The organism is Micromonospora sp. NPDC003241 (assembly GCF_053589795.1).
This window is the reverse complement of the sequence record NZ_JBSFSO010000014.1, coordinates 119,187-141,341: the sequence shown is the minus strand read 5'-3', so window position 1 is coordinate 141,341 and position 22,155 is coordinate 119,187. Positions and strand designations below refer to the sequence as shown.

Genomic DNA, 22,155 nt, shown 5'->3' with positions numbered 1-22,155 from the left:
CAACCTGTCCGAGCGGATCCTGTTCAACGAACTGACCCCCGGTCAGATCGTGGTGGTCGACTGCGAGGGCGACCCGAACGACATCGACAAGTCCACACTCGCCTTCCGAGCCGGCAAGCCGGTGTCGACGGCTCAGCCGTAGGCCCGCCGACCCACCGCCACCAGATGATCACGCGTCGCGTCGTCACAGAGCGCCCCGGCCACCCCGGCGGCGTACGCCCGCTCAGGCCCGAGCCCGAGACGCGCCGCCAACTCGTGCTCACGGCCCAGATCGGTACCGAACATGGCCGGGTCGTCGGTGCCGACCGAGCAGCGCAGGCCCGCGGCGACGAGGCGGGGCAACGGATGCGCCGCCTCGGACTCCACCACCCGGGTCCGCAGGTTCGATGTAGGGCACACGTCCAACACCACACCCCGGTCCCGCAGCTCGGCGAGCAGGTCGTCGTCCTCGCCGGCCCGGATGCCGTGCCGGATCCGGGCCGGTGCCAGCTCCAGCAGGTCGCGTACCGAATCCGGGCCGCCCGCCTCGCCGCCGTGCGGGACGAACGCCAGACCGCCGTCGCACGCGATCGCCACCGCCCGGGCGAACGTCTTCGCCGGCGCGGCCAGCTCCGGCCCGCCCAGACCGAACCCGACCACCCCCCGGTCCCGGAACCGCACGGCCTGGCGGGCACACTCCTCCGCGTCGGCCGGCGCCAGCTCACGATCCACGTCGGGCGTCAACAACACCCGTACGCCGTGCCGCTCGTACGCCTCGACAGCGCCGTCGGCGTACCCCTCGAAGATGTCCGCCCAGCCGACGCCCCGGCGCACCCGCTCGGCCGGCGAGAAGATGCCCTCCAGGTAGACAGCGCCGTGCGTGGCCGCCTCGGCTGCGTACGCCACCACGACGCGCCGGAAGTCGTCGGCCGTACGCAGGCAGTTGGTGGTCAACACCCAGGTCCGGACGAAGTGGTCGAAGTCGGTGAACTTGTAGAGCTGACGCAGACCCTCGACCGTCTCCGCAGGCAGCCGCTCCCCGTTGCGCCGGGCGATGACCAGAAGCGTCTCCGGCCGTACCGTGCCTTCGAAGTGGACGTGCAGCTCGATCTTCGGGGCCGGCCCGGCCCCCGGCGCGGCCATCAGGCGGTTCGGAGCGAACGCCGCTCGGCCGTCACCGGCGTCCGGCCCCGCCAGCCGGCCTGCGACACGCCCAGCAGCCAGCGCAACGGCGTGGCCGAGAGCAACGGCGGATCGGTGACCCGCACCTGCCGCACCGGCACCGTGAGCGTGGACCGCGCGGCGGGCAGGATAGGCTGGGCGCCGCCCGCCTCGGCCGGTATCCGCAGATCCGCGCCACCGATCAGGAAACTGTCCGGCGTGCCGTCGATGAGCGCCGAGGTGGTGTCCCGGTCCGGGCGCAGCAGCAGCACCCGGGCGCGGTGCTCGCCCGGCGGCACGGTGGCGGGCAACGCGGCCGGCAGTGGGCGCGGCGCGGCCGTCCACCATTCGTTGCGTCCCCCGTCGTGGGGTGCCACCACGGCGAGCAGCAGTCCCGGCAGGTCCACGGTGTCGAGGTGCATCAGCGCCCGGGGCCCCTGGCCGGCGACAATCGCGCGGCTCCGGATCACCGGCAGCAGCGCCGCCACCGGCACGCCCGCCAACTGCCTCGCGAGCTGGCGGAACCGCTCCGGGGGCAGGCTCACCCAGCGCCGGAACTGGGTGGTGAACGTGCCGACGCTGGAGTACCCGACCTGGGCGCTGATCGCCGTGACGGTGAGCGAGGAACGCAGCAGCAGCCGGCGCGCCTCAGCCATCCGCAGGGCCGCCAGGAAACGTGCCGGTGTCATCGAGGTAGCCTGCTTGAACACGCGATGGAAATAGAAGGGGCTGAACGGGGCGAGGCGCGCCAGTGTTTCCAGCGGCAACGGCCTGCTGAGCTCTCTTTTCATGTGCTCAATCACTCGGACAATGGCGACCTGCCGGCCGTCATGTTCCTTGCAGTCGGCACCTGAAAACCGCCCCATGGCCCCTCCATCGCTACCCGGAAACCGTGACCAATAGTGCTGTGTGGCTCTTGAGCGAGTCTTGATTTGCGGCCCGCCGGCCGCTCCGGCGCCGCTGACGAGGGTCGATGCGCGTTGGCCGGAGCCGGTACGGGACCAGCTTCCCGGACTGCACGCGACCGGCTTCACGCGCCCGCCGGACCGGCATGGGCGACCCCCTGAGGCAACACAGCAACCTGCGAGAAGACAGTTGCCGAGGCGTTCCGCGAGTATTGGAAGAGCGGGCCCACCAATCGAAGAACTTCTTTGCAGGCGAGCAGGATCCGCATGCGTACACCCACGGCGAATTGGACTTGCCATGGCCCGAACATTGTTGGCACTACGACAACGAATCCTGACTCCAGATAAGCGCGAGGCGTTGTTCGACATACGCGGCTTCCATGTCAAGAACGACGCCACGCGGCAGGCCCTGGAAAGCGCCGGGCAGAGTTTCATAGGCGGTTTCGGTGACGCCGCCGGGGCCCCCTCGCCCGGGGCCGCCGAGGAGCAGCTGGAACGCCGGGCGGCGCCGCTGCGCGGCTTCGCCTACGAGGGCGCCGCGATGGCGTACGCCCTGATGGACGGCCTGCGACCGGGCGGCGGCCGGGGCCTGGCCCGCTTCCTGGCCGGGCGCGGCGCCGCGCACGTCTACATGGCCCACGTGGGCGTCGGCTGGGCCATGGCCCGGCTGCCCCGCTGGCGCCGGCCGGCGATCCTTCCGCCCGACCCGCTGCTGCGCTGGCTCGCCCTCGACGGCTACGGCTTCCACCAGGCCTACTTCCACACCGGCCGGTACGTCCACGAACAGCACCGCGACCCGGCGCACATCTGGCCGGCGGAGCTGCGGCACTACGCGCCGCACGCGATGGACCAGGGCATCGGCCGGGCTCTGTGGTTCGGCGCCGGCGCCGACCCGGCCGAACTGGTCCAGCTGCTTCACAGGTTCCCCGCCGACCGGCACTCCGACCTGTGGAGCGGGGTCGGCCTGGCCGCCAGCTACGCCGGCGGCGCCGATCTGACGGAGCTGCGAACGCTGCGGGAGGCGGCCGGCGAGCACCGGGCGGCGCTCGGCCAGGGCGCCGCGTTCGCGGCCAAGGCCCGGATGCGGGCCGGACACGTGCCGACACACACCGCTGTCGCGGTCGGCGCGTTCTGCGTCACCAGCATCGAGCAGGCCGCCGCGATCACCGATGCCGCCCTGACCGATCTGACCGACTCGCCGTCGTTGCCCGCCTTCGCGGTGTGGCGTCAGCGGATCGCCGACCATCTCGTTCTGCTGGGGAGGTGCTGACCGGGTGTCCATGATCCTGGGTTGGGGCCGACGTCATCTCGCCGGGCTGACCGCCCTGCTGCTGATCGTCGGCCTGTTCCTGATCGCCAAGCCGGCCACTGCTACCGACGAGGAACGGCGACGGGTGGCAGCGGGCTACCGGTTCACGCCGCTGTCCATCGCGATCCCGGGTGGCCTGCCGCAGCAGAGCATCCGCCGGGTCAACAAGGAGTACACGCACATCGACGCGTGGATCTCCTCGGTGGGCGCCGGGGTCGCCATGAACGACATCGACGGCGACGGCCTGGCCAACGATCTCTGCGTCACCGACCCACGGATCGACCGGGTGGTGGTCACCCCGACGCCCGGGGCGCGCCAGGAGCGGTACCAACCGTTCGTGCTCGACCCGGCGCCGCTGCCGATGGGGCCGCACATGGCGCCGATGGGCTGCGCGCCCGGCGACTTCAACGAGGACGGCCGCACCGACCTGCTGGTCTACTGGTGGGGCCGGACGCCGGTGATCTTCCTGGCCCGCCCGGACGCCACCGGCCTGTCCGCGGCGGCGTTCCAGCCGGTCGAGTTGGTTCCCCGGCCCGCCGCCGCCGACGGCGGATACACCGGGCCGCTATGGAACACCAACACGGTGAGCGTGGCGGACTTCGACGGCGACGGTCACGAGGACGTGTTCGTCGGCAACTACTTTCCCGACGGCCCGGTGCTCGACCACACGGTCAGCGGCGGCGTGGCGATGAACCGGTCCATGTCGGCCGCATACAACGGCGGGCGCGACCACATCCTGCGCTGGACCGGCGCGACCGCAGGCACCGTCACCTTCGCCGACGTGCCGGACCTGTTCGACGACGACGTCTCCCGCGGCTGGGCCCTCGCGTCGACCGCCACCGACCTCGACGGCGACCTGCTGCCCGAGCTGTACGTGGCGAACGACTTCGGCCCCGACCGGCTGCTGCACAACCGCTCCACGCCGGGCCGGGTACGGCTGGCCCTCGTCGAGGGCGAGGGCAGCCGGCTCACGGTGCCCAAGTCGAAGATCCTCGGACACGACTCCTTCAAGGGCATGGGCGTGGACGTCGGCGACCTGGACGGCGACGGCCTCTACGACATGTACATCGGCAACATCACCACCTCGTTCGGCATCCAGGAGAGCAACTTTGCCTTCGTCAACCAGGCCCGCGACACCGACGACCTGCGGCAGCGACTCGCCGACGGGCGGGCGCCGTTCGTCGACCGCAGCGCCCCGCTCAACCTCGCCTGGAGCGGCTGGAGCTGGGACGTCAAGATCGCCGACCTGACCAACAGCGGCCGGCCCGACATCGTGCAGACCAGCGGCTTCGTCAAGGGCGAGGTGAACCGGTGGGCGCAGCTCCAGGAGCTGGCCACCGCCAACGACACACTGCTGGAGCACCCCTGGGCGTGGCCACGGGTTCGGGAGGGCGACGACCTCGCCGGCGGCCAGCCACTGCGCCTGCACGCCCGGATGCCCGGCGGCGCCTACGCCGACATCGCCGGCCAGCTCGGCCTGGCGGTGCCGATCCCGACCCGGGGCATCGCGCTCGGCGACGCCGACGGCGACGGCCGGCTGGACATGGCGGTGGCCCGGCAGTGGGACGCGCCGGTGTTCTACCGCAACGACAGCCCCGGCACCGGATCGCAGCTGTCCCTGAAGCTGAACCGGCCGCCGTCCGGCGACGCCGTCACCGGTTCCCCGGTGATCGGCGCGGACGTCACCGTCCGCACCCAGGACGGCCGTGTACTGCGCGGCCGGGTCGACGGCGGCAGCGGCCACTCCGGCCGGCGCAGCTTCGAGGTGCACATCGGCCTCGGCGACGTCACCGGGCCGGTCCAGGTCGACCTGGCCTGGCGGGACCGCACCGGCGCGCCCCGCGCGCAGACGGTGACGCTCACTCCCGGCCGGCACGCGCTCACCCTCGGCACCCAGGCACAGGAGGCGAGTTCATGACGAAGCCACGCGACCCGCGAGTGACAGCGCTGCGCCGCTTCGCGATCTCGATCAGCGTCCTGAACATCCTCGGCTACACGGTCCTCGGCTTCGAGCAGCCCGCGCTCTGGCCGGTGTACGCCGTGCTCACCGCGTACGCCGCCGAGCTGCTGCTGGAGGCGGTGGGCGCCCGGGGTGAGGGCCGCGCCCCCCGGTACGCCGGCGGCGTGCGCAACCTGGTCGAGTTCCTCTTCCCCGCGCACATCACCGCGCTGGCGGTGAACATGCTGCTCTACACCAACGACCGGCTGCTGGTGATGCTCTTCGCCGTGCTGGTGGCGATCAGCGGCAAGTGGCTGCTGCGGGCGCCGGTCAACGGGCGGCTGCGGCACTTCATGAACCCGTCGAACTTCGGCATCGCGATCGTGCTGCTGCTGTTCCCGTGGGTCTCCATCGCGCCGCCGTACCACTTCACCGAGAACCTCTCCGGCCCCGCCGACTGGGCGATCGTGGCCGTGATCCTCGTCCTGGGCACGATGCTCAACGCGAAGCTCACCCGCAGGATGTGGCTGATCGCCGGCTGGCTGTCGATCTTCGTGGTGCAGTCGGTGGTCCGGGGCCTGGTGCTGGACACGTCGATCGCGGCCGCGCTGGCCACCATGACCGGCACCGCGTTCGTCCTGTTCACCAACTACATGATCACCGATCCGGGCACCACACCGAGCCGGCCCGCCGCCCAGTTCGCGTTCGGTGGCGGCGTGGCACTGGTGTACGGCGTGCTGACCGGCGCCTCGGTGACGTACGGACTCTTCTTCGCCACCGCGATCGTCTGCCTGGTCCGCGGCAGCTTCCTCTGGTCGCTGCACGCCTCGCGCCGCGAGCAGCGGCGCCGCGAGCGGGACCACCCCGTCTCGCCTGCAACGCCCGGGACACCGGCCACCGCCGGTCCCGTTCCCGCGGACAACGGCAAGCGGCCCGTGCCCGCCTGATCCGCGAATCGCACAACCCCAGGAGTGACGACATGAGCAGAGTCGCGGTCGTCGGCATGAGCTGCCGCTACCCGGAAGCCGACTCGGTGGCCGACCTGTGGCGCAACGCCCTCAGCGGACGCCGCGCGTTCCGCCGGCTGCCGCCGGAGCGGATGAGCCTGGAGGACTACTGGGACGCCGACCCGGCCGCCCCGGACCGGTTCTACAACCGGCACGCCGCCGTCATCGAGGGGTACACGTTCGACCGGATCCGGCACCGGATCGCCGGCAGCACCTACCGTTCCACCGACCTCACCCACTGGCTGGCGCTGGACGTGGCCGGCGAGGCGCTCGCCGACGCCGGCTGGCCGGACGGCGCGGGGCTGCCCCGGGACCGTACCGCCGTGGTGGTCGGCAACACCCTCACCGGCGAGTTCTCCCGCGCTAACGTGCTGCGGCTGCGCTGGCCGTACGTGCGCCGGGTGCTGGCCGCCGGGCTGCGGGAGCAGGGGTGGCCCGACCGGCGGATCGCGGAGTTCCTGGCGGTGACCGAGGAGCGGTACAAGAGCCCGTTCCCGCCGATCGACGAGGACACGCTCGCCGGTGGCCTCTCGAACACCATCGCCGGGCGGATCTGCAACCACTTCGACCTCGGCGGCGGCGGCTGGACAGTGGACGCCGCCTGCGCCTCCAGCCTGCTGTCTGTGGTCACCGCCGCGCGAGCCCTGGCCGACGGCGAGCTCGACGTGGCAGTGGCGGGCGGGGTGGACCTGTCCATCGACCCGTTCGAGATGGTCGGCTTCGCCAAGGCCGGCGCGCTGGCCCGCGACGAGATGCGGGTGTACGACGAGCGGTCGCAGGGCTTCTGGCCGGGCGAGGGCTGCGGCATGGTCGTGCTGATGCGCCACGACGACGCGGTGGCGCAGGGGCGCGTCGTACACGCGACGATCGCCGGCTGGGGCGTCTCATCGGACGGGCGCGGCGGCATGACCCGGCCCGAGGCGCAGGGCTACCGGCTGGCGCTGGACCGGGCGTACCACCGGGCCGGCTTCGGCATCGGCACGGTCCCGCTCTTCGAGGGGCACGGCACCGGCACCGCCGTCGGCGACGCCACCGAGCTGCGGGCCCTCTCCGCCGCCCGGCGCGACGCCGGGGCCACCGCTCCGGCCGCCATCGGCTCGATCAAGGCGCTCATCGGGCACACCAAGGCCGCCGCCGGGGTGGCCGGGCTGATCAAGGCGACGATGGCGTTGCGGCACGCCATCGTCCCGCCCACCGCCGGGTGCGCCCGTCCCCGCCCGGAGCTGACCGCCGCGGACCGTACACTGCGCGCTGCGCCGGTGGCCGAGCCGTGGCCGGACGGTGCGCCGCTGCGCGCCGGGATCACCGCGATGGGCTTCGGCGGGATCAACACCCACCTGGTGCTGGAGGCCGGCCCGTCCGCCGTGCCGGAACGTGTCCGGCGGCAGCAGCTGCGGCTGGCCCGGCACACCCAGGACGCCGAGCTGCTGCTGCTCGACGCGGCCGACCCGGTGGCGCTACGGGAACGGGTGGCCGCGCTGCTGGATCCGCTGGCCCGGCTCTCGTACGGCGAGCTGACCGACCTGGCCGGTGCCCTGGCCGGTGAGGTAAGCCGCCGGCCGATGCGCCTGGCGGTGGTCGCCGCCTCCCCCGCCGAGGCCGTGGACCGGTTCGCGCGTGCCCTGGCGGCGCTCGACCAGGGCGAGGAGGAGTTGTTCGCCGACGGGCTGGCGTTGCGGCGCACGCTGCGGCCGGCCCGGCTCGGGTTCCTCTTCCCCGGTCAGGGCTCCGGCCGCAGCGTCGACGGCGGCGCGCTGGCTCGGCGCTTCCCGGCCGCCGCCGAGGTGCACCGCCTGGCGGCGCTGCCCGCCGACGCGGACCCCGTGGCCACCGAGGTGGCCCAGCCGCGCATCGCCACGGGTTCCCTGGCCGGTCTGCGGGTGCTCACCGAACTGGGCGTCGAGGCGCGAGTGGCGGTCGGGCACAGCCTCGGCGAGATCACCGCGCTGCACTGGGCCGGCACCGTCGACGCGGAGGCGCTGCTGCGGATCGCCGCGGCGCGCGGCGCGGTCATGGCCGGCTGCCGGGAACCGGGGACCATGGCCGGCATCGCCGCCGACGACACCGTCACCGCCCGGCTAATCGGCGCCGAACCGGTGGTCGTGGCCGGCTACAACGGGCCCCGGCAGACGGTGGTCGCCGGCCCGCCCGACGCGGTCCGGCGGGTGTGCGAGCGGGCCACCGAGGCCGGTGCGCACGGGGCGCACCTGGCCGTCTCGCACGCGTTCCACTCCCCGCTGATGGCGTCGGCCGCCCGCGAGTTCGGCGACTGGCTGGAAGGGGTCCGCCTGGCCCCGCCGCGCCGGCCGGTGGTCTCCACGGTCACCGGCGCGGAGCTGACCTCCGGCACCGACCTGGCGGCGCTGCTACGCCGGCAGATCACCGAGCCGGTGCGCTTCGCCGCGGCGGTCACCGAAGCCGGCCGGCGGGTGGACGCGCTGGTCGAGGTCGGTCCCGGCCAGGTGCTCGCCCGGATGGCCCGGGAACTGGTCGACGTGCCGGTGTTCGCCACCGGCACGGACGCGCCGACGCTCGCCGGGTTCCTCGGCGCTGTCGGCGCGCTCTGGGCGCTGGGCGCGCCCGTCGACCACGCCGCCCTGGTCAGTGACCGTCCGATCCGTCCGCTCGACCTGGCCGTGCGGCGGCGCTTCTTCGCCAACCCGTGCGAGGCCGCGCCCGCTGTGGTGGTGGCGTCCCCCGCCGGGGCCTCCCCGGAGGCCGCGGGCCGACCGGCGCCCGGTGACGCCGGGCGACAGGCGACCGGCGACGAGGCGGCCCCGGCGGGCGGCGGACCGGCGGCCGATCCGCTGGCCGTGCTGCGCCGGCTGGCCGCGTCCCGCGCGGAGCTGCCGGCCGAGAGCGTCGGCGCGGACACCCGGCTGCTCGACGGCCTGCACCTCAGCTCGATCGCGGTGGGGCAGCTGGTGAACGAGGCCGCCCGGGAACTGGGCCTGCCGGCGGTGCAGGCGCCGACGAACTTCGCCACCGCGACGCTGCGGGAGATCGCCGACGCGCTGCGCGAGTTGGACCCGGCCGCCCCGCCGGCCGAGCACCGGGTGGACGGCGTCGCCCCGTGGGTTCGCGGCTTCACCGTCGAGCTGGTCGAGGAACCGGTGGAGCGGGTCGCCGCCGGTCCTGGCGGCCCGGGGGGCTGGCGGCTGTTCGCGCCGGCCGGGCACCCGTACGCGGAGGCGCTGCGCGACGCGCTCGCCGGTGCGGGCGTCGGCGGCGGCGTGCTGCTCTGCCCGGGCGAGGAGGTGGACCTGGACCTCGCGTTGCGCGCCGTCCAGGCGGCGGTGGCGCAACCGCCGGGCAGCCGCCTGGTGGTAGTCCAGCACGGCCGGGGCGTAGCCGGGCTGGCCCGAACCGCCCGACTGGAGGGCGCGGGCCTGCACGTGACGCTGGTCGAGGCGGCCCCCGCCGACGACCTGGTGGACCGGGTGGTGCACGAGGTGGCGGCCACCGACGGGTACGCCGAGTCGCACCTCGGCCCGGACGGCGGGCGACGGGTTCCCCTGTTGCGGCCGCTGCCGCCGCCCGGCCCGGCGCGCCAGGGTCCGGCCGGTCCGCCGCTGCGGCCGGACGACGTCCTGCTGGTGACCGGCGGCGGGAAGGGCATCACCGCCGAGTGCGCACTCGCCCTGGCCCGGGACACCGGGGCGCGGCTGGCCCTGCTCGGCCGGGCCGACCCGGCCGTGGACCCGGAGCTGGCCGCGAACCTGACCCGGATGCGGGAGGCCGGGGTACGCCTACGGTACGTACGCGCCGACGTCACCGACCCGGAGGCGGTACGCGCCGCCGTGGCGCACGTGCGCGAGCACCTGGGTCCGGTCGCCGGGGTCCTGCACGGCGCCGGGGTCAACCGGCCGGCCGCCCTCGGCGCGCTGGACCTGGACACCCTGCGCGCCACGCTCGCGCCGAAGGTGGACGGCCTGGCGCACGTCCTCGCCGCGGTCGAGCCGGACGAGCTGCGGCTGCTGGTGACGTTCGGCAGCGTGATCGGGCGCGGCGGCCTGCCCGGGGAGGCGCACTACGCGCTGGCGAACAACTGGCTGGCCCGGCTTACCGCCGAGGCCGGGCGGCGTTCTCCCGGATGCCGCACGGTCTGTCTGGAGTGGTCGGTCTGGTCCGGCGTCGGCATGGGTGAACGGCTCTCCGCTGTCGAGTCGCTGCTGCGGGCCGGCATCACCCCGATCCCACCGGACGAGGGCGTCCGCCTGCTGCGCCAGGTGCTGGCGCTGCCCCGGCTGCCCGCCTTGGTGGTGGTCACCGGCCGCACCGACGGGCTGGACACGCTGCGCCACGAGCGGCGGGAGCTGCCGCTGCTGCGCTTCCTGGAACGCCCGCTGGTGCAGTATGACGGCGTGGAGCTGGTGGTCGAGGCGGACCTGTCGGCCGAGAGCGACCCGTACCTCGCCGAGCACGACCTGGACGGCAACCTCCTACTGCCCGCGGTGCTCGGCATGGAGTCGATGGCGCAGGTGGCCACCGCGCTCGCCGGCGCCACCGGCGTGCCGGTGCTGACCGGGGTCAGCTTCCCCCGGCCCGTGGTGGTGGCCCGCGGCGGGCGCGTCACCGTCCGGATCGCCGCGGTGCAGGCCGAGGCGGGTGTGGTGGAAGTGGCGATCCGCAGCGACGAGACGGGCTTCGCCGTCGACCACTTCCGGGGCACCGTCCGCTTCGAGCCGGACGAGAGCGACCGGGAGGCGCCGGGCGTGACCAGCGGGCTGCCGCCGGTGCCGCTGGATCCGGGCCGGCACCTCTACGGTGACCTGCTCTTCCAGGGCGACCGGTTCCGCCGGCTGGTGCGCTACCACCGGGTCGCGTCCCGGCGAGCCGAGGCGGACGTCGCCACCACCGAGGACCTGCGCTGGTTCCACGCGTTCCTGCCGCAGCGGTTGCTGCTCGGCGACGCGGGCGCGCGGGACGCCTTCCTGCACGGCATCCAGGTCTGCGTGCCGGACGCGACGCTGCTGCCGGTCGCCGTGGACCGGGTGGAGCCGGCCGGGCCGAAGCTCGCCGCCACCGAGCAGGTCCGCTTCGTGGCGGTGGAGCGGGAGCACCGCGACGACACCTACCGGTACGACGTGACAGTCCTCGGCGCGGCCGGGACGGTGGTGGAACGCTGGCTCGGTCTGCGCCTGCGCGCGGTGCGCCACCGCCCGGCCGCCCTGCCGTGGCCGCCGGCGCTGCTCGGACCGGCGCTGGAGCGGCGGCTGGGCCGGCTGCTCGACGCCGACCTGGCGGTGGTGGTGGAACCGCGTCCGGACCGGACCGGCGGAGCGCGCCGGGAGGTCACCACCGTCGCCGTCGGACGGGCCGTGGGACGGTCTGTGCGGCTGCGGTACCGGCCTGACGGGCGGCCCGAGGAGGTCAACGGCCGGCACGTCTCCGCCGCCCACAGCGAGGTCGCCAGCCTGCTGGTGGCCGGCGCCGGGCCGCTCGCCTGCGACCTGGAGGTGGTCCGGCCCCGGCCCGCCGAGGTGTGGGCCGACCTGCTCGGCCGGCACGCCGGGCTGGCCGGGCAGATCGCCGCCGACCTCGGCGAGGACGCCGACGTCGCCGCCACCCGGGTCTGGTGCGCCAAGGAGTGCCTGGTCAAGGCGGGGCTGCCGGTGGACGCCCCGCTCACTGTGGCCGGCGGCGACGGCGAGTGGGTGCTGGTGCGCAGCGGCCGGGTCACGGTGGCCACCGGCCCGGTCCGTCTGACCGGCGAGCCACAGCCGGTGGTCGTCGCCGTCCTCACCGCGACGGGGGTGTGACATGTCCGCCTGGTACGAGTACCGCCACGTGGTCGGGTTCGAGGAGACGAACCTCGTCGGCAACGTCTACTACGTCAACTATCTGCGCTGGCAGGGCCGCTGCCGGGAGATGTTCCTGCGCGAGCACGCCCCGGCGGTGGTTGACGACCTGCGCGCCGGACTGAAGCTGTTCACGCTGCGGGTGGACTGCGAGTACCTCGCCGAACTCGACGCCTTCGACGAGCTGCGCATCCGGATGAGCCTGACCGAGCTGACCCAGACGCAGCTCGGCCTGGCCTTCGACTACCTGCGCGACGGCCCGGGCGGGTTGGTCCCGGTGGCTCGGGGCCACCAGCGGATCGCCTGTATGCGGGAGGTCGCCGGGCAGGTGTTGCCGACCCGCGTACCGGCGCCGCTGGTGCGGGCGCTGGCGCCGTACCGGGCGGCCGCCGGCACATCCAACCGCTCCTGAAGGAGGCGCAGTGACACTCTCGGAGAAGCGCGACACCGGCGCTTCGCGGCTCGATCTGAACGGCAGCCGACACCGGGCGGCCCTGCAGATCTTCCTCGTCGTCGTCATCGCCCACTGGGCCGAGCACCTGACGCAGGCCGCGCAGATCTGGGTGTTCGGCTGGTCCCGGCCGGAGGCCCGGGGCGTGCTCGGCATGCCGTTTCCGTGGTTGGTGGAAAGCGAATGGCTGCACTACGGGTACGCCGTGGTCATGCTCGCCGGTTTCTGGATGCTGCGCGGCGGCTTCATTGGCCGCGCCCGGACCTGGTGGACGGCGGCGCTGCTGATCCAGGTGTGGCACCACCTGGAGCACCTGCTGCTGCTGGTGCAGTCGCTGACCGGCAGCAACCTGGCCGGACAGCCGGTGCCGACGAGCCTGCTGCAACTGGTGGCGCCCCGGGTGGAGCTGCACCTGTTCTACAACGCGGTGGTGTTCCTGCCGATGGTGGTGGCGATGTACCTGCACCGCACGCCGCTCGCCGACGAGCTGGCCCGGATGCGGTGCAGTTGCCGCCGGGTGGCCGAAGTCCGGTGAGGCGCGGGCCGGGGCTGAGATGGCTGGCGGCGGGACTGCTCACGCTGCTCGCGCTCGGCCTGGCAGGGCTGGCCCTGGCGGCGCAACTGCGGCCGGCGCGGTTGGTGACCACCGACCCGCCGGCCGGTGCCCGGCTGACCACGGCGCCGGCGGCGGTGACGCTCACCTTCAACGGCCCGCTCGACGCCGAGCGGACCCATGTCTGGCTGATCGGCCCGGGCGGCGCGTTCGGCGCGACGGGCGCGCCGCGCTACCGCGACAACGGCGTCGAGGTGCCGGTGACGGTACTGGGAGACGGGCGCTATCGGGTCGGCTACCACGCCCAGCTCGCCACCGGGCAGACCGCCACCGGCGGGGTTCCGTTCACCGTCGCCGCCGGGCTCGGCGCGCCGCCGCAGGCCACTGCGGCCGCGTCCCCGCCGGCCACCGCGCCGCCGGACGGGTCTGCCGGGGCCGGCCACCACGGAGGTACGGGCGGAACGACCGGCCTGGCCCTGTTGCTGGTGCCGGTGGTCACCGGAGCGGTCCTGCTCGTGCTGATGGCGCGGGGACGCCGTGACCGGCTCGCCGGTGGCCCGCACGGCTCGTCGGCTGGTCCCGGGACGGGCAGGCGACAGCGGGCCTGGATGCTGCGGGAGCCCGAGGACCCCGGCGACCGGCCCGCCGACCGCGAACCGGCCCGGCCGGGCGGGTGACCTGACGGACCACAGGAGGAGGAGCGATGCCCGTATCGACAGATGCCGCCGCCGTGAAAGCCGAACAGCGGCGGGCCTGGGACGCCGTCAGCGACGGTTGGGCCCGCGAGTGGGAGACGTTCGAGCGGGGCGGCGCGGCGCTCACCGCGCGGCTGCTGGCCCTGGGTGGCGTACGGCCGGGGCACCGCGTCCTAGACGTCGCGACCGGTCCGGGGGAGCCGGCGCTCAGCGCCGCCGAGGCCGTCGGCCCGGCCGGCACCGTCACCGGCATCGATCTGTCCCCCGCCATGCTCGCCGTGGCCCGCCGCCGGGCCGAGAGCCGGCGCAACGTCAACTTCCTCGTCGCCGACCTGGAGACGGTGGAGCTGCCGCCGCACGCGTTCGACGTGGTGCTCAGCCGGCTCGGCCTGATGTTCGCCGTCGACCCCGGCGCCGCGTTCCGCCGGATCGCCCGGCTGCTCGTCCCGGGCGGCGTGCTCGCTGCGGCGGTGTGGGCGCCACCGCCGCGGGTGCCGCTGATGTCGCTCGGGTACGGCGTACTCGCGCGCCGGCTGGACCTGCCGTCCGGGCCACCGGACGCCCCCGGCCCGTACCGCCTCTGCGATCCGGCGGCGCTGACGGCCGGGCTGACCGAAGCCGGCCTGCGGGAGGTGACGGTCGAGGAGTACCCGGTCCCGTTCCGGTTCCACGACCCGGCCGAGTACGCGCGGTTCACCCGGGCGGTGGCCCCGCCTCCGGTACGCCGCCGGGTCGACGCGCTCGACCCGGCCGGGCGGGACGCGCTCTGGGCGGAGGTGGCCGCCGCAGCCGAGGGACGCGCCGGCCCGGACGGCCTGGTCGATCTGACCTCGACCGCGCTCACCGTCCGCGCGGTCGCACCGGCCTGACCCCCATCCATCGCCACGAAAGGACCGAGATGACCACCGAACTGCAACGCCGCAAGCTGGAGAAGGTCTTCGACTCGTACGACGCCGACGGGGACGGCGTGATCGACGGATTGGACATCACCGCGATGGCCCAGATCTGGTGCGACACGTACGGCGTCGCGCCGTACTCGCCGGGCTGGCGGCGGATCCACGGCGCGGCGGCCCGGATGTGGCGCGGGATGCGCGGCAGCGACGGGCCCGACGGTGAGAAGCGGGTCACGGTCTCCGAGTGGGTGGCGTGGGCCGACAAGCCGGAGTTCCCGGAGTTCGTGACGAACGCGGCGGTGCCGTTCAGCCTGGCCGTGTTCGACGTGGCCGACGCGGACCGGGACGGGCGCATCAACCACGCGGAGATGTTCGCGGCGCAGAGCAAGAGCGGCATGCGCTCGGAGGACACGCAGCGGATCTTCGACCGGCTCGACACCGACCGGGACGGCTACCTCACCAGCGAGGAGTACGGCCGGGCGGCGCACGAGTTCTACCTCAGCGCCGACCCGGACGCGCCGGGCAACGTGATCGCCGGGGAGCTCTGAGCGGCCGGACGCCCGGCCGCCGGTCCGTGTGGGCCGGTGGCCGGGCGTCAGCCGTTCAGCGGGTACGGCGGCGCGCGGTCATCGGCAGCGCGTCGACGGGCATGGTCATGGCCGGCACGGGCTTCGGCTCGTGGCCGGGCACCGGCTCCAGCCGCCAGCGGGCGGCGATGCTGGCCAGCGAGACGATCATCTCGGTCCAGGCGAACTGGTCGCCGATGCAGCCGTGCACGCCGGTGGCGAACGGCATGAACGCGCCGCGGGGCAGCACCCGGGCCCGTTCCGGCAGCCAACGGTCCGGGTCGAAGCGCCCGGGCTCGGGATAGATGCGCGGGTTGTGGTGCACGGCGTGGAAGCTGTAGAGCACGTCCGAGCCGGCCGGGATCAGGTAGCCGCCCAGTTCGGCGTCGCGGGCGGTGATCCGGTTGTTGAACAGGCCCTGGGTGCGCAGCCGCAGCGTCTCGGAGAGCACCTGGCGGGTGTACTCCAGCGCCGACACGTCGGCGTAGCCGGCGGCCCGTCCGTCGAGCACCCGGTCGACCTCGGCGTGCAGCCGCCGCTGCACCTCGGGGTCCGCGCCGACGTGGTGCAGCGCCCAGCAGAGCGTGTTGGCGATGGTGTTGCTGCCGGCGATGAAGAACGTCATCACCTCGTCGTGGACCTGCTCGTCGCTCATTGCGGGCCGACCGTCCTCGTCGTGGGCGAAGAGCATCATCGACAGCAGGTCGCCGTGCTCGGTGCCGGCCGCGCGGTACTCGGCGATGACCCGGCGGATGGTGGACCGCAGGTATTCGGCCGCGGCGTCGTAGTCGCGGTTGGCCCGGGTGGGCAGGCGGGTCAGCACGCCCGTCACGTCGGTGATCCGGCGGAACAGTCCGCCCAGCACGGTGGTGGTCGCGGCCATGAACCGGGCGCGGTCCAGGCGCCGGTCACCGGCGAAGACGACTTCGACGACATTGGTGAGGGCCAGCTCGTCCATCTCCTTCTCGACCGCGAGACGCTGGCCGTCGCGCCAGGAGTCGAGCTTGCCGGCGACCGTCCGGCTCATCAGCTCGGTGTAGTGGATGACCTTGTTGCGGTGAAAGGCGGGCTGGATGAGCGCCCGCTGCCGGCGGTGGAACTCGCCCTCGGAGATGCCCAGGCCGTTGCCGAACATGGACCGGAAGCGGTCGGTCATCGGGCCGCCCCGGACGAAGGTGTCGCCGTCGCGCAGCAGCTCCCGCATCAGGGTCGGGTCGTTGACCACGTACGCCGGGCGCTTGCCGAGCGCGATGGTGACGACCGGCTCCCCGGACTGGAGTTTGAGCAGAAACTCGGCGGGTCGTCGTTTCATCTGCAGGCCGTGCCCGAGCACGGGCAGACGGCCGGGCGCCGACGCGGGTGTGCGCAAAGTGGTGGTCATGGTGCGTTCCCTCGGTGTCGGGCCGCGCGGCTCGCCGCGCCGGCGGTGCCGGGCCGGCCCGTCGTGCGGCGGCGGCCCGGTCGGGATCAGCGGGAGAGCAGCGCGCCGGTGGACGCGGGCCGCTCGGCGGCGTGCCAGACCCGCGACGAACCGATGGTCTGGCCGTTGGCCAGGTCCTGCAGGGTGATCTGGACCCGCCAGGGGTCGAACTGGAGAACCTCGAAGCCGGCGTCGGCGGGGCCGTCGGGCCAGACCGCGTACGGGTCGAAGCCACGCTGGGTCGCCGCGGCGGCGACCATGTCCCAGACGTGGCGTTTGGTGTCGCCCGGCTCCAGCCAGGTGGCGCGGCAGTCGACGAAGACGGCGTCGTGCGCGGGGGTCCAGTAGCTGCATGAAACGTACGGGCTGCGGGCCAGGTGGGCGGTCTTGACCGGGGTGCGGGTGGTGCTGACCCAGCCGGTCGGGCCGGCGTCGCCGATCTCCCAGGAGACGTGCATGATCCGGCTGCGCGGCCGGCCGCGTCCATCCACAGTGGCAACCGCGCACCAGCCGATCTCTGTGGTGAGCCGCAGGAAGTCGTCACGGAGGTCGGCGAAGTCGCCGACCGGGGTGCTGAACGTGGAAGGCTCCATGCCGCGATGGTAGATCCCCGCGAGCACAGTTTGCTATATGATTATCAATTCTTGCGGTGCCCCTTTCGGAGCGTCACCAGGCCCTCAGGATCCGGTCTCCTGTCCCGACCAGCCGGTGCCGCCGGTGCCGACCTGCACCAACCCGCACGGCATCGCGCTGCGCGAGGACCTGCAACCGCAATCGCGGAGACCGTACGCGGCGCGCCCGGACCGCCGGGCTCACGCCGGAGCGGCCAGCCGGGGCACCACCTCGGCCGGGGACGGCAGCGCCGCGATCTCGGCCCGCACCTCGCCGGTCACCCGGCCCAGCTCCACGTCGGTGAGCAGCCGGCCGATCGCGGCGCCGTCCAGCTCGTCCACCGAGTCCAGCACGTGCGCCAGCCCTCGGGCGCGCAGCAGCTCGCCGGTGACCAGTTCGTCCGGCGAGCCGGGCAGCACCAGCTGGCGGACGCCGAGCGCGGCGCAGGTCAGCGTCGTGCCGTCCCCACCGTGGTGGATCGCGGCGGCGCAGCCGCGCAGCAACTGGTTCAGCGGCACCCAGCCGGTGGTACGCACGTTCGGCGGCAGGTCGGCCGGAGCGGCCGACTCCCCGATCGCCAGCACGAACTCGGCGTCCAGCCCGGGAGCGGCGGCGAGCACCCGCGCGATGCCGGCGACGAACCGGTCCGGCCCGCCGAGCGTGCCGAAGGTGACAGCGATCCGGGGCCGGGCGACCGGCTCCCGCAACCACTCGGGCAGGACCCCGCCGCCGTTGTACGGCACGTACCGCATGGAGATCTCGGCCGGCCCGCCCTCGACCAGGCTGGGCGGTGCGATGTCGACGGTCCGGATGCCCTCGGGCAGCGTCACCCCGTGCCGGCGCATCGCCACCGCGCCGGGCAGCTCGCGCAGCAGGTCAGGGGTGAACCGGGCCAGCCCGAGGCTGTGCGCCACCGCCGGCACTTTCAGCCGGGCGGCGACGACCGGGCCGACCGCGAAGATCGGGTCGTACACGACCAGGTCCGGCTGGACCCATTCGCCGAGCGCGACGTGGGCGTCGACGAACGGGTCCCAGGCCGCGACGATGTACGGCTTGCGTTCCTCCATCTCACCGATCGGGTCGGCGCCGATGGGCTCGAAGAGGCGCGGCACGTCTCGGACGAACTGCGCCTGCATGTCCGAGGTGGTCCGCCCAGGCACAGCGTCCAGGACCGGCAGCCCGGCCCGGGCCACCGCCAGCGCGTCACCGGCGGTGACGAAGACGACCTCGTGCCCGGCTGCACGGAACGCCCACCCGAGCGGTACCAGCGGGAACGCGTGGCCGATGGCCGGGCCCGGCATGAACAGTACGCGCATGACTCCTGCCCTCCCTATCACCCAGGCGGTACGGCCGACGCCGTACCGCCGACCCGGTGACGCCGGTCGCGTCACCTGTCGATTCGCCGCCCGGACCGGCGCTACGACGCCCGTTGACGCGGCGGCACACCGCCGCCGGCTCCCCGTCGCCGCAGTGCCGGCGCAGCTCGTCGTGCCAGACGTCGGTGACCGCCGTGCGCAGGTCGCGGCGGGGCCGCCGGCCGAGCGTCGCCGCGCGGGCAGCCCCGGCCCGAACACGTTCACCAGGCGCAGTACCACCGCGTCGACGTCACCGGCGTCGACCGCCGCCAGCACGGCGCGAGTCGCGGCGAGCTTCGCCCGGCCGTACGCGGTGTCCGGCGCGGGCGTACGGCGCGGATCGGCCGGCTGCGGGCCGAATTCCCGCTCCGAGCCGAGATGGACCAGCCGGGTGCAGCGCTCGGCCGTCCGGCCCGGGTCCGGTCCCCAACTGCTGCCGGTGGAGTCGACCACGGCGACCGGGTCCTCGGCGTCCAGGAGCCACGCCAGCGTGCCCGGGTCGGTGCCGCCGAGGTCGAGCGCGGTGAACCGGTGCCGAAGCGGGCTGGCCGGGGCGCGGCGGGCCACAGGGAGCACGTCGCGGCCGGCGAAGGCGTCCGCGACGTGACGGCCGACGAATCCGGTGCCGCCCAGCACGACCGCGCGTGGCCGGCCGCCGGTCACCGGGCACCCGCCGGCCGGGCGATCCACAGACCCCACCGGAACGGCGACGCCGTGACGTGCGCGGCGGCGAGCCCGGCCCGGGCGAACGCGGCGGCGAAGTGCTCCGGCCGGAACAGCGTCAGCTCGGTCGTCGCGGTGTCGTGCCGGATGCCCGCCTCCGGGTCGGCGTACGCCTGGTGCACAGTCATCCGGATCCGGTCGCGTGCGCCGTCGAGCCACGTCGAGTGGGACAGCCGGACCACCACCCGGTCCTGCTCCTGCACCATGTCGCGGGCCACGTAGCCGGGGACGAACGTCTCCGGCGTGTACCAGGGCTCGACCGCCAGCACGCCGTCCGGCGTCAGGTGGGCGGCCAGCCGTGCCACGGTCCGGTCCAGTTCGTCGGCGCCGCGCAGGTGCGGCACCGCGAAGAGACAGACCACCACGTCGAAGGTGGCGGCCAGGTCCAGCTCGCGCATGTCGCCCTCGTGCAGGGCCACGCCCAGCACCCGGGCGCCGGCCCGGGCGAGCATCTCCGTGGACAGGTCCACGCCGGTCACCGGCGCGAAGTGGGTCCGCAGGTGTTCCAGGTGCAGCCCGGTTCCGCAGGCCACGTCGAGCAGCGAGGCGGCGGCCGGGTTCCGGCGCCGGACCATCCGGGCGAGCGTGGCGGCCTCGGCGGTGTGGTCGCGGCCCCGGTGCCGTATCACCAGGTCGTAGATCTCCGGGAATCCGGCGCGGTAGAAGCCTCGCGCCACCGATGCCGTCACCGTACGCGCACGGTGGGCACGTAGTGGATCCACCAGCCTCCGGCGGCCCGGAAGCCGGTCTCCTTCGCCATGATCTCGTCGGCGTGGTTCCAGGCGAAGAGCACCGCGTAGTCCGGGTACGGGTCGGAGAAGGCGTCGGGCGGGCGGACCGGGATGTGCGCGCCCGGGGTCAGCCGGCCCTGCTTGGCCGGGGTGGTGTCGCAGACGTACGAGATCAGCTCCGGCCCGAGTCCGCAGTAGTTGGTGACGGTGGCGCTCTTCGCGGTGGCCCCGTAGGCGGCGACTGTCCAGCCTTCCTCCTTGAGCGAGCGCAGCAGCGCCACCAGATCGGCCCGGTTACGCGCGACGGCGGCGGCGAACCGGCGCAGCGCCTCCACCCCGGTCACGCCCTGCTCCCGTTCCTGGCGCAGCAGGTCGGCGACGGACGGGGACGGGGTACGCGCCCCGGCGTGGGCAAGCGTGTAGCGCACCTCGCCGCCGTGCACGGGCAGCCGGCGTACGTCGACCAACTCCAGCCCGAAGCGGGCTGCGGCGGCCTTCACCGAGTGGGCGGTGAAGTAGTAGAAATGCTCGTCGTAGATCTGGTCGAAGGCGGTCCGGGCGAGGATGTCGCCGAGGTACGGGTCCTCGAAGACGAAGACGCCGCCGGGGGCGAGCAGCAGCCGCGCGCCGCGCAGCACCGAGTCCAGGTAGGGCAGGTGGCAGATCGTGTTGGCGGCGTAGATGACATCGGCCGTCCCGTCGGCGGCGAGCACGTCGGCGGCGGTTCTCTCCTCGAAGAAGTCGGTACGCACCCGTACGCCCTGCCGGCGGGCGAGTTCGGCCACGCCGGTGGACGGCTCGAAGCCGAGGTGGCGTACGCCGGCCGCAGCCACGGTCCGCAGCATCACCCCATCGTTGCTACCCAGCTCGACGCAGAACGCGCCGGGCCGGGTCAGCTCGGTGGCGAGCAGTTCCCGCCCGGTGCCGGTGAAGTGCGCGCGCATCACCGACGACAGCGACGAGCGGTACGGGTAGTCGTGGTGGAACATCCGCTCGCGCGGCACCTCCTCGACGAGCTGGACCATCGTGCAGGCGGCGCACCGGCCCACCGCAAGGCGGTAGAAGAACTCGTCGTCGAGGTCGGCCGGGCGGGGGAACGCGTCGGAGAGGGGTTGGCGGCCGAGGTCGAGCATCTCGGTCACCGGGCCGCCGCAGATCCGGCAGCCGGTGACGGCGGGGGCGGTCATCTGCCTTCTCCTTCCGGGCGCCGGTGTGCCGCCGGGCGGGTCAGCGCGGCTTGTGGGTGGCGATGACGACGCAGCCGACCTTGGTGCGCAGGACGTCCAGCACGGCCGGCATCTCGGCGAGGAAGGCGTCGATCCTCTCGGCACCGTGCGCGGCGGCGAGCGTGTCGCGGCGCTGCTGCACCCGCTCGTGGTACGCGGGGAACGATCGGCTGATCTTGTCGCCGCAGCTGAGGAACTCGTCAACCACGAATCCGGCGTCGCGGACCAGGTCGAACGCGGCCATCGGCGGGCCGGGCGGAGCGAGGGTGAAATCGGTGAGGATCTGCCGGTCCCGCTCGGTGAGCGGGGCATCCTCGGCGAGGTCGGTGAGCACGAGCCGGCCGCCGGGCTTGAGCACGCGGCGGATCTCGGCGAGCCACTGCCGGCGGTCCTGCGCGTGCACCAGGGACTCAAAGGCGAGCACCTTGTCGAAGGAGGCGTCCGGGTAGCTCAGCGCGGCGGCGTCGCCGAGCTCGAAGCGGACCTGGCCGCGCAGCCCCGACTCGTTGACCCGTTCCCGGGCCCGCTTGAGGTGCTCGGCGCTGTTGGTGATGCCGGTGATGTCGGCGTCGCTGCGCTGGCCGAGCCGGATGGCCGGCTCACCGGCGCCGCAGCCGACGTCCAGCAGCCGCTCGCCGGGGCGCAGCCCGAGGCGGTCACCGACGATGTCGGTGAACCGGTTGATGGCCTCCAGGAAGGGCGTGCGGTCGTCGTCGTCCTCCCACCACCCGAAGTGAATGTTCCCGCCAAGCACCTCGACGGCCCAGGCGCCGTCGTCGTAGATCTCCGCTACCTCGTCGATTTCGGTCAGCTCGCGTGTGGACACGTC

General features: G+C 73.9%; 17 protein-coding genes and 1 pseudogene. 10 read left to right on the top strand and 8 right to left on the bottom strand.

The features are described from left to right. Positions 1 to 142: pseudogene (locus ACWDVW_RS14560) on the top strand (AAA family ATPase); the annotation flags it as partial. Here ACWDVW_RS14560 and add read toward each other — a convergent pair. Then, the gene (gene add / locus ACWDVW_RS14555) at positions 133 to 1,122 is read right to left on the bottom strand and encodes an adenosine deaminase (RefSeq protein WP_449948366.1); all 990 of its coding nucleotides are present in this window, start codon (positions 1,120 to 1,122) and stop codon (positions 133 to 135) included. The pseudogene ACWDVW_RS14560 and the gene add sit on opposite strands and share 10 nt — an antisense overlap. Then, positions 1,122 to 1,931, bottom strand: coding sequence for a helix-turn-helix transcriptional regulator (locus ACWDVW_RS14550; RefSeq protein ID WP_449948363.1), 810 nt, complete (start codon positions 1,929 to 1,931; stop codon positions 1,122 to 1,124). Before ACWDVW_RS14550 ends, add begins: the two co-directional genes overlap by 1 nt. Before the next feature lie 412 nt (positions 1,932 to 2,343). Between ACWDVW_RS14550 and ACWDVW_RS14545 the strand changes: the two genes are divergently transcribed. From ACWDVW_RS14545 to ACWDVW_RS14505, 9 genes are read left to right on the top strand one after another with little or no spacing between them, the layout of a single operon-like run. Next, a complete protein-coding gene (locus tag ACWDVW_RS14545) occupies positions 2,344 to 3,315 on the top strand; it encodes a DUF1702 family protein (protein ID WP_449948360.1) in 972 nt (323 codons plus the stop codon). A gap of 4 nt (positions 3,316 to 3,319) precedes the next feature. Further along, positions 3,320 to 5,272, top strand: a complete 1,953-nt coding sequence (locus tag ACWDVW_RS14540; protein WP_449948358.1) for a CRTAC1 family protein — start codon at positions 3,320 to 3,322, stop codon at positions 5,270 to 5,272. Continuing rightward, positions 5,269 to 6,240 (top strand): enediyne biosynthesis protein, encoded by a 972-nt coding sequence (locus ACWDVW_RS14535; RefSeq protein WP_449948355.1) that lies wholly within the window; start codon positions 5,269 to 5,271, stop codon positions 6,238 to 6,240. The genes ACWDVW_RS14540 and ACWDVW_RS14535 overlap by 4 nt, the downstream gene beginning before the upstream one ends. Before the next feature lie 32 nt (positions 6,241 to 6,272). Further along, positions 6,273 to 12,062 carry an SDR family NAD(P)-dependent oxidoreductase gene (locus tag ACWDVW_RS14530; RefSeq protein WP_449948351.1) on the top strand — a complete coding sequence of 1,930 codons (5,790 nt, stop codon included), beginning with the start codon at positions 6,273 to 6,275 and terminating at the stop codon, positions 12,060 to 12,062. A 1-nt stretch (position 12,063) separates the two neighbouring features. After that, positions 12,064 to 12,513, top strand: coding sequence for an acyl-CoA thioesterase (locus tag ACWDVW_RS14525; RefSeq protein WP_449948348.1), 450 nt, complete (start codon positions 12,064 to 12,066; stop codon positions 12,511 to 12,513). Between the two features lie 10 nt (positions 12,514 to 12,523). After that, positions 12,524 to 13,087: a hypothetical protein gene (locus ACWDVW_RS14520; RefSeq protein ID WP_449948346.1), complete on the top strand. Its 564-nt coding sequence runs from the start codon at positions 12,524 to 12,526 to the stop codon at positions 13,085 to 13,087. Beyond that, the gene (locus ACWDVW_RS14515; protein WP_449948344.1) at positions 13,084 to 13,782 is read left to right on the top strand and encodes a copper resistance CopC family protein; all 699 of its coding nucleotides are present in this window, start codon (positions 13,084 to 13,086) and stop codon (positions 13,780 to 13,782) included. The genes ACWDVW_RS14520 and ACWDVW_RS14515 overlap by 4 nt, the downstream gene beginning before the upstream one ends. A 26-nt stretch (positions 13,783 to 13,808) precedes the next feature. Continuing rightward, positions 13,809 to 14,669 carry a class I SAM-dependent methyltransferase gene (locus ACWDVW_RS14510; RefSeq protein ID WP_449948341.1) on the top strand — a complete coding sequence of 287 codons (861 nt, stop codon included), beginning with the start codon at positions 13,809 to 13,811 and terminating at the stop codon, positions 14,667 to 14,669. 29 nt (positions 14,670 to 14,698) lie between these two features. Continuing rightward, positions 14,699 to 15,241 carry an EF-hand domain-containing protein gene (locus tag ACWDVW_RS14505; protein ID WP_449948338.1) on the top strand — a complete coding sequence of 181 codons (543 nt, stop codon included), beginning with the start codon at positions 14,699 to 14,701 and terminating at the stop codon, positions 15,239 to 15,241. Between the two features lie 55 nt (positions 15,242 to 15,296). Here ACWDVW_RS14505 and ACWDVW_RS14500 read toward each other — a convergent pair whose 3' ends face one another. From ACWDVW_RS14500 to ACWDVW_RS14475, 6 genes are all read right to left on the bottom strand, one after another. Beyond that, entirely contained in the window at positions 15,297 to 16,640 is a 1,344-nt protein-coding gene (locus ACWDVW_RS14500; protein ID WP_449948335.1) for a cytochrome P450, read from the bottom strand. A gap of 86 nt (positions 16,641 to 16,726) precedes the next feature. Continuing rightward, positions 16,727 to 17,272, bottom strand: a complete 546-nt coding sequence (locus tag ACWDVW_RS14495; RefSeq protein WP_449948332.1) for a pyridoxamine 5'-phosphate oxidase family protein — start codon at positions 17,270 to 17,272, stop codon at positions 16,727 to 16,729. A 219-nt stretch (positions 17,273 to 17,491) separates the two neighbouring features. Next, positions 17,492 to 19,309 (bottom strand): nucleotide disphospho-sugar-binding domain-containing protein, encoded by a 1,818-nt coding sequence (locus tag ACWDVW_RS14490; protein WP_449948329.1) that lies wholly within the window; start codon positions 19,307 to 19,309, stop codon positions 17,492 to 17,494. Next, complete coding sequence (locus ACWDVW_RS14485; RefSeq protein WP_449948326.1) at positions 19,306 to 20,046, bottom strand: class I SAM-dependent methyltransferase; 741 nt, start codon at positions 20,044 to 20,046, stop codon at positions 19,306 to 19,308. The genes ACWDVW_RS14490 and ACWDVW_RS14485 overlap by 4 nt, the downstream gene beginning before the upstream one ends. An 8-nt stretch (positions 20,047 to 20,054) precedes the next feature. Continuing rightward, positions 20,055 to 21,287: a methyltransferase domain-containing protein gene (locus ACWDVW_RS14480; RefSeq protein WP_449948323.1), complete on the bottom strand. Its 1,233-nt coding sequence runs from the start codon at positions 21,285 to 21,287 to the stop codon at positions 20,055 to 20,057. 40 nt (positions 21,288 to 21,327) lie between these two features. Continuing rightward, positions 21,328 to 22,152, bottom strand: a complete 825-nt coding sequence (locus tag ACWDVW_RS14475; protein ID WP_449948320.1) for a methyltransferase domain-containing protein — start codon at positions 22,150 to 22,152, stop codon at positions 21,328 to 21,330. Between the last annotated feature and the right edge of the window lie 3 nt (positions 22,153 to 22,155).